Raw genomic sequence first — 7,836 nt, 5'->3', positions numbered from 1 at the left:
ACTCCAATCGCCCATGTCACCCGACCCGGCGAACGTTCGTGGACAACGCACTAGCGGTCGCGGCGCGCTGCTCCTCCTCCTTTCCCGCCGCCTTCGAACCGCACTGGGTGACTGTTCCGCAGTCCAGCAGCGGCGGAGACGGCCCCTGGCCATCGACAGCCGGACGAGCCAACTTCCGCACCTCGCAATATGTCGTTGACGGCGGTGTTCTGCTGAACAAACCCATCCGTCCCGCGTTGGAGACGATCTACCGCCAGACCGGACAGCTCCAGGTCCGCCGGCTCCTCACCTATGTCGTCCCCGACCCCGGGGAAGCGCCGCCGCTCCCGCAGATCCCAGATACTGCGGCCTCTGACGGCAGCATTGAGCTGGTTCCCGAGGCCCCCGAGGTCCTGCTCGGCGTTCTCACGCGGCTGCGTTCGACCGACTCGGTGTCCCGCGAACTGGCCGAGATCCGCAGCCGCAACGAGGAGGTCCGGCTGCGACGCCGGGCGCGCGGTCGCTTCGCCTCCGCCATGACCGAAGTGGCCGAGCCATTGTCTGAGGCAGCCTGGCAGGGCTACCTGGGAGTACGCGTGCAGCACGCCGCCGAAACCATCGGCCGCTGGCTGACCACAGGGCAGCGATCCGAGGCGGCCAGCCGATGGAGCGAACGTGAGATCGTCGCCTGTCTGCGTACGCTGCTTGGGGACAGACGTGAACAAGAAGGCTCGTTCATCCCCAGAGGAGATTCGGCCGTTGCCGCCGCTGCCCGCACCCACGCCGAATAGGACTGGGGCCAGACCACCGTCCGCAGGCTGTTCGACATGACCACCGACGTCCTCAAGCGGGCCATCTGGCTAGCCCCGATGAACTCGACGCAACGCCGCGACATCCTGGAGCAACGACAACAGGCGAGCAAGGTGTTCGAAGTTATCCAGGCGAACTGGGAGGAGCTGGGGCAGCATTGGGCTGAATCTGGTGCCACCGCACCGCCCCGGGGGGACGACGGTCTGGGCAGGGCGACGGCCAGCAGCATGCAGCAGCTGAAGAAATGCCTGACCGAGGCCCTCGACCGGTGGAGCAATCCGCCGGACCCCGCGGATTCCCCGGACTTTGCCGTGCGCCGGTCGCGGCGCTTCCTTCAGGTCGAGAGGCTCGCGGAGTGTCTTGTCGGTTGCTCGAAAGCCTTGCAAAGCATCGCCAAGAATCGGAACACCATTGTTGACCCGGACGACACCGAGCGGGAACAGCTCCAGGCCCTGATTGCCTATTGAGCCGAAACTCATCGGTTGCCTGGTCGTTGGTCGGGTGTGATCGAGAGTGGGGATATGCGCCGGATGCGCAGGAGGATCTTCGGCTGCGGGTGGTTGCGGCGTTGGAGTCGGGGCGGGTGGTGACGTACGGCCGGGCTGCGGAGATGTTCGGTGTCTCCGAAAGGTCGGTGGGCAGCTGGTGGCGGGCCTTCAAGGCCGGTGGCATGCCGGCGCTGCTGGCGGCCGAGCGTGAATCACGGGCGGGGAGAGGCGAGTTACTCGATGACTCCGCACGCGGTGCGGTGTTGCAGGCGATGCGGGACTACACCCCGGCCGACCTGGGGCAGAGCGGGGTGATGTGGACCCGTGCCTCGACGAGGGCCCTGATCCGGCTGGTGTGTGGGGTGTCGATGACGGAACAGGGAGTGGGTAAATGGCTGCGTCGGCACGGCTTCACGCCGCAGCGTCCCGCCCGCCGCTCCTACCGGCAGCAGGACGAACAGGTGCGGGCCTGGCTCGAGGAGGAGTACCCGGCGATCGCCGCGCGGGCAAAGCTGGAGAAGGCCGAGCTGGTCTGGGCTGATCAGTGCGGCCTGCGGTCCGACACGGCGCCGCCCGGACGCTCCTGGGCCCCGGCCGGGCACACCCCGATCGTGCGGGTCAACGGCCGACGCTTCAAGGTCAACATCATGTCTGCGGTCGCTTCGCGGGGCGTGCTGTGGTTCACCGTCTTCCCGGAGAAGTTCACCGCGGACGTGTTCTGCGCGTTCCTCGACCGTCTTGCCCGACAGGCCCGCCGGAAGGTGCACGTCATCGTGGACCGGCACCCGGTCCACCGCAGCAAGGCCGTGAAGCGGTGGCTCACCAAGAACGCCGAGCGGATCGAGCTGCACCTGATGCCCGGCTACAGCCCGGAACTCAACCCTGACGAGCTGCTGAACGCCGACCTGAAACACCACGTCCACGCGGCCCGCGCCACCTCGACTGACGATCTCGCCCGCGAAACCCGGCGTTTTCTGCACCGCCGACAGCGCCAACCCCACATCGTGACCGGCGAGGGCTGCTGCTGTCGCGGTGCCGACGCCTGGGCTAAGATCCCAGGCCCAGACGACCGGCGATCTGGCGGTGGCCCATCCCGAGGGCTGCTATCTCCAGCCCGGCCCAGATCACCTCGGCCGCATCCATCCGCCGCGGCCAGACCACCTCCGGCAGCAAAACGTGCGTGACCTGGCAACCCGTGCAGCGTGAACGGCGAGGACGTACGAACAGCCGGGATCCGAGATCACCACGGATCTCCCGCGGGCGCCCGTGCCCCCACGGTGCGAGCACGGCCCCACATGGCGGACATGTCAGTTCGCCGGCCCGCAGCCGGCGTTCCACCATGAGGCCGTCCGAATCCACGATCAGCACCAGCACCTCCGCCTGACCTGCAGCAATCAGCCGGAACCTCTCCAGACGGGCCAGCATTCATGTTCGGATCACCCGGTCAGCCGCCTCGTCCGAAATCAGCCTCACCCCGCCGTGCTGTCCTTGCTGGGCAACAGGGATGATGCCTCCGTGGCGACCAACCTTGAGCTCTTCGCGGACTACTTCCAGATCCACATCCTGGACGAGGACTCCGACGCCGACTTCAGCGATGTGTGGACTGAGCAGACAGTGTTGGACGGGCTCGGAGTCGCTGAAGGCGGTCTGGCGATCGGCACTGACGTCAACTTCACCGTGGCCGTTGCCGTCCATCTCCTCACAGACCAGCCCAGCGATGACAGCGACGACTTCGACCACGTCGTCGAGGCAAGCCTCAACCTGGCCTCGGGACGACTCGTAGTGCTCGGCTGCACTGACGACATCGACGCCGCAGCTCGCTTCGACATGCCCGCCGGGTGGACCCGCATCCGGGCTTCCAGGCGCGACCTCGCCGCTGCGGCCTTCCCCGACCTCGACTGCGAGGACGAGCCCGAAGACACCGAGGAGATCCGGCTGCAAGCATGGCCGGCCCCGTACTCCGAGCCGCACATCACCAAACGATGGGCACGTCCCGACGCGGAACCGCTCCCGTGAACCAGCTCTTCGTGTTCACCCTGTCGTCGCACACGAAAAAGGATCTGACTCCCCACCGAGATCAACACTCATGTCCATCGCGAGCGTCGCGAGCCCCACCTACGTGCTCACACAGAGAGTCGCCTAACACCGACTGCCCACCGGCAGCAGCGGCTCGATCCGCACCCATTGGGCGTCGGTCAGATCACCCCTGGGTCCGCAGCACCGCCAACGGCCGCCGACGTGCCGCCGGTGCTTCGTGGCCCGGGCGAGTCGGGGCCAGACAGCCGCCGCCGCGAGGGCGGCCGGCGTCCGGACGGCGTTTCTTTGGTGAAGCCCGTACCTGGGCGAGTGGGCTCCTCTATCGTCGGAGGCATGGGGATCGTGGGGGCTGAAGGGGCAGCAGCCGGGGCGCCGTTCACGGGAGTGCCGCCGGTGTTCGACGACCGGACCCGGGACGCGTGCTTGGTGGTGCCCGGGATCATGGGCAGCGTCCTGGAGGACACGACGGGCCGCCCGCTGTGGGGCGTGGACCTGGCGATGCTCACCAACCCGCTGGCCGGCCAGGGCCTGCTCGGCGCCCTGCACGCGGACGAGCGGGAGCGGGCCGCCGACGCCGACACCGCCCGGCGGGCGCCGCTGACCCGCATCCGCGCCACCACACTGCTGGCCAAGCCGTGGTGGCTGCCCGTCTTCGAAGGCCTCGACCCTTACAGCGACGTCCACAAGGCACTGACGGGCGTCGTCCTGGCCCCGGAGGCGGTGGCGCCGTTCCCCTACGACTGGCGCCTGGCCGTCTCTTACAACGGTGCGCTGCTGGCCCGGGCGGCCCGTGCGCACCTGACCCGGTGGCGGGAGCGGGTCGCGGGCACATCGGGGTGGGCGGCGGCGGGCGGGGCGCGGCCGCGGCTGGTGTTCGTGGCGCACTCGATGGGCGGGCTGGTGGTGCGGGCCGCACTGGAGCAGGACCCCGAGCTCGCGGCAGACACGCGGACGGTCATCACCGTCGGCACGCCGTTCCTAGGCTCGGCGAAGTCCGTCCTTGCGGTCAACATCGCGAACGCCCAGGCGAAGCCGACCTGGCTGCAACGAAGCATCCAGTCGGTCTCCGCGACCCTGCCCGGACTGCACGACCTGCTGCCCGGCTACCGCTGCCTGGACCGCGGCCTGGACGTGGAGCGCCTCACCGCAGGGGACGTGGCCAGATTCGGCGGCGACCCGGACCTGGCCGCCCGCTCCCTGACCGAGCGCACCCGCTACCGCCGGGATGGGTTCGCGCTGCCTGGGCACCGGGCGATCGTCGGCGAAGCCCAACCCACCGTCCAGACCCTCGACGAGCAGCGGCACGTTGGCCTCGCCGTCGCCGCCGGCCGCCACCACGCCTTCGACATCGGCGACGACCTCGAACTCGTCCGCGACCCGGCCACCGGTATCCCCGCCCGCCGCAACACCTACGGCGATGGCACCGTTCACACCCCCTCCGCCCGGATCGGCACCGAGGCCGTCACCTACGTCTACGGGCAGCACGGCACCCTCATGCGCCACGACGAGGTCCTGCGGCAGATCCGCCGCATCGCCCTGGAACGCCCTCAAGGCACCCACCTCGGCGGCGGCGGCACCGGCCCCGGCCTGGAGACCCCCCACCTCGGCGGAACCCTCGGACAACCGCTCATCATCACCGCCACCGGCCTCGACACCCCAGTCGGCGTCACCTTGAGCGTGCACTCCGCCACCACCGGCCGCCCCGGCCACCCCCTGACCCTGCGCCGCGACCTCGACCGCACTGGCGGCGCCCTTTCGGCCCGCTTCACGGCGGACGCCCCGGACCTGTATCGGGTGGTCCTGGACACCGGCCGCCACACGCCCGTCACCCAGCTCGTCCTCGTCGCCCCGCCCGAGGCCTGAGGCCCACGGTCTCTCCCATGACCACACCACACCCCGTCGACCCGCCCTACTCGGTCCCCGAAGGCGGCGTCGAGCTGTTCCCGGTCAACTTCACCTGCTACCAGCACGACTACCTGCCCGACCTGGACACCGAGCAGCACGTAGAGGCGATCGCCGACCTGCTCGCTCCCTACGGCCTGCACGTCAACCGGTGGACCGTCCCGGAGGAGCATCGGGATCGGCAGGCGGTCGAGGACCGGCTCGGCGACTGGAAGAATCTCACCACTTCCTACCGCGGGAACACAGTGCTGTACTGGGTCGGCCACGGCAGCGCCGACCACCTCGCCCACCACCGCACCGCCGCACCCATCGACGACGGCGTCACCCCTCAGGACATCGCCCGCGCGATCGGCCACCGCCGCCTGTACCCCGGCAGCGAGGACAGCTGGGCGATCGTCGTCCTGGACGCCTGCTTCTCCCAGGACTTCGCCCGCACGGTGCACAGCACCCTCATCACCCGCTACCGCGGCGCCGACCGGTTCCTACTGCTGTCCACCGCCGCCGAGGGCTACGCCGAACTCGGAGACTTCACCCGCGCCCTCAAGCACGCCCTAACCATCACCTTCCTCGGGCAAAAGACCATCGGCCTCACTCAACTCGGCAGCCAGCTCGCACGCGACCTGCGCGGCTACCGCGCTGATACCGTCGACGACCACCGCGACCAACTGGTCCGCACGCTCCCCGACGCAGCGAGCGCGGTCTCCGCGCCCCTGGACCAAATCGCCGAACTCCAAGCCGTCATCGACCAGCTCCCCGCTGACGAACAGCGCCACTTCCTGCCCAAGGCATCCGGCGCCGAACTCGGCGAACTCGCGTGGTACTTCCAGGGCCGTACCCTGCAGCGTGACCAGATCCTGCACTGGCTGGCCACCGCCACCAGCGGCGCCCTGGTGGTCACCGGCCCCGCCGGCGCCGGTAAATCCGCCCTCCTCGGCCACGTCCTGCTCTACACCAACACCCGCCTGCGTGACGTCCTGACCCGCCACGGCCACCTCAAGCCCCTGCCCGCCGGCATCCCCTGCCCCGACGACCCGTTCGACCTCACCGCCCACCTCTCCGGCCTCACCCCCGCCCGCACCCTCCACCTCATCGCCCAGACAGCAGGCCTGCCCGACCTCGCCCAGCAGGCCGCCGAAGGCCAGCCCCCCGCCGACCTCACCAGCCGCCTCCTCACCGCACTACGCACACGCCACAAGCCGCTGACCCTGCTGTTCGACGCCCTCGACGAAGCCGACCAACCCCTCGTCATCGCCGACCAGATCCTGCGCCCCCTCGCCGCCCTCCCCCAGGTCCGCATAGTCGTCGGCACCCGCCGCTCCACCCACGAAGGCCCCGACCAGCCCGCCCCCGACGACACCGACCTCCTCGACGCCCTCCACCCCCACCTGGCCGAAGCCGAAGCCGACGGCGGCCAGGCCGCCGGAACCCAATACGTCGAGGTACCGCAGGATCGCGAAGCCCTCGCCGGATACCTGCGCGACAAACTCCACGCCGCCAAGCACCGCGGCACCCTCAACGCCGACGACACAGCCATCGCCACCGCCGTCCACCGCCTGGTCACCGAGCACCAGCAGGACGGCGCCGAACCCCAGCAGTTCCTCTACGCCCGCCTCGCCGCCCACGAACTCCTGGCCGACCCCGCCCTCCTCACCGACCCCGCCCCGCTGATCAGTCGCACCCACCGCCAGCTCTTCACCCGCGCCCTGGAGCGCCTGCACCGCACCGACGCCCGCTACACCCCCCTCCTGCGCGCCCTCGGCCTCACCCAAGGCCGCGGCCTGCCCGACCAGGACGGCATCTGGGCCACCGCCGCCGGCGCCCTCACCCCAGGCGGCACCGGTGACAGCGGTGCCGGCATCCCCGGCCTGGTCCGCGACGCCGCCCCCTACCTCGCCCTCGACCAGGACCACGGCCAAAGCGTCTACCGCCTCGCCCACCGGACCTTCACCGAACACTTCACCACCGCCCCCGACACCCCCACCGTCCACGCCGCCATCACCAACGCCCTCACCGCCCACGCCCACCACACTCTGGGTTCTCACGGCCCCGGCGGCGGCACCGCCCCACGGCCCGAGGACATCAGCCCCTACACGCGTCACCACCTCATCACCCACGCACGCCTCGGGCACACCGCCGGAGCTCTCCACACACTCGCCGACCACCTCGACGTCCTCGACACCCTCGACCTCACCAGCATCACCACCAACACACTCCACCCCGACCTCGCCCCGAGCGACCTGCCGCCCGCAATCGCCGGAACCGTCCTCCTCCAGCACCGCGCCCACGAGACCGACCACGACCAGCCACGCCACGACCCGCTCAGCTGGCGCCGATGGTGGCGCCGACTCGGCACCACCTACATCCAAGGCACCCCGCCCCCCGCCGAACCCCTCACCCACAGACCCCAGGCCTGGCCCCCCAACCTGACCGCCGGCACCGTCCACCGCCGCCCGCTCCACCTCCAACTCAACGGCCACACAGGCTCGGTGACGGCAATGACGGCGTTCACCGCACCCGACGGCACCCCCCGCCTCGCCAGCGCCGGCGCGGACAGGACGGTGCGAATCTGGGACCCCACCACCGGAACCCAAGTCGGTGAACCCCTCACCGGCCACACCGT

General features: G+C 70.1%; 5 protein-coding genes and 2 pseudogenes. 6 read left to right on the top strand and 1 reads right to left on the bottom strand.

Annotated features, from left to right (window positions below):
- The 3 genes and pseudogenes from ACFWBF_RS36470 to ACFWBF_RS36460 all read left to right on the top strand — a co-directional run.
- Positions 1–770 (top strand): annotated as a pseudogene (locus tag ACFWBF_RS36470) (hypothetical protein); the annotation flags it as partial.
- A gap of 36 nt (positions 771–806) precedes the next feature.
- A complete protein-coding gene (locus tag ACFWBF_RS36465; protein WP_385609143.1) occupies positions 807–1,256 on the top strand; it encodes a hypothetical protein in 450 nt (149 codons plus the stop codon).
- Positions 1,257–1,345: 89 nt separating this feature from the next.
- Positions 1,346–2,461, top strand: coding sequence for an IS630 family transposase (locus ACFWBF_RS36460; RefSeq protein ID WP_385609142.1), 1,116 nt, complete (start codon positions 1,346–1,348; stop codon positions 2,459–2,461).
- Here ACFWBF_RS36460 and ACFWBF_RS36455 read toward each other — a convergent pair.
- Positions 2,457–2,618 (bottom strand): annotated as a pseudogene (locus ACFWBF_RS36455) (hypothetical protein); the annotation flags it as partial. The gene ACFWBF_RS36460 and the pseudogene ACFWBF_RS36455 overlap by 5 nt on opposite strands.
- A gap of 174 nt (positions 2,619–2,792) precedes the next feature.
- On the opposite strand from ACFWBF_RS36455, the gene ACFWBF_RS36450 reads away from it, so the two are divergent.
- From ACFWBF_RS36450 to ACFWBF_RS36440, 3 genes are all read left to right on the top strand, one after another.
- Complete coding sequence (locus tag ACFWBF_RS36450; protein WP_385609141.1) at positions 2,793–3,293, top strand: hypothetical protein; 501 nt, start codon at positions 2,793–2,795, stop codon at positions 3,291–3,293.
- Between the two features lie 354 nt (positions 3,294–3,647).
- Positions 3,648–5,177 (top strand): hypothetical protein, encoded by a 1,530-nt coding sequence (locus ACFWBF_RS36445; RefSeq protein ID WP_385609140.1) that lies wholly within the window; start codon positions 3,648–3,650, stop codon positions 5,175–5,177.
- Positions 5,178–5,194: 17 nt separating this feature from the next.
- Positions 5,195–7,836, top strand: a 2,642-nt coding sequence (locus ACFWBF_RS36440) for an AAA family ATPase (RefSeq protein WP_385609139.1), incomplete at its 3' end; no start/stop codon positions are given.

This window comes from Streptomyces sp. NPDC060028 (assembly GCF_042736725.1).
Lineage (GTDB): Bacteria > Actinomycetota > Actinomycetes > Streptomycetales > Streptomycetaceae > Streptomyces.
Note: the sequence above shows the minus strand (reverse complement) of the source record. Positions and strands in the feature narration are given on the sequence as shown.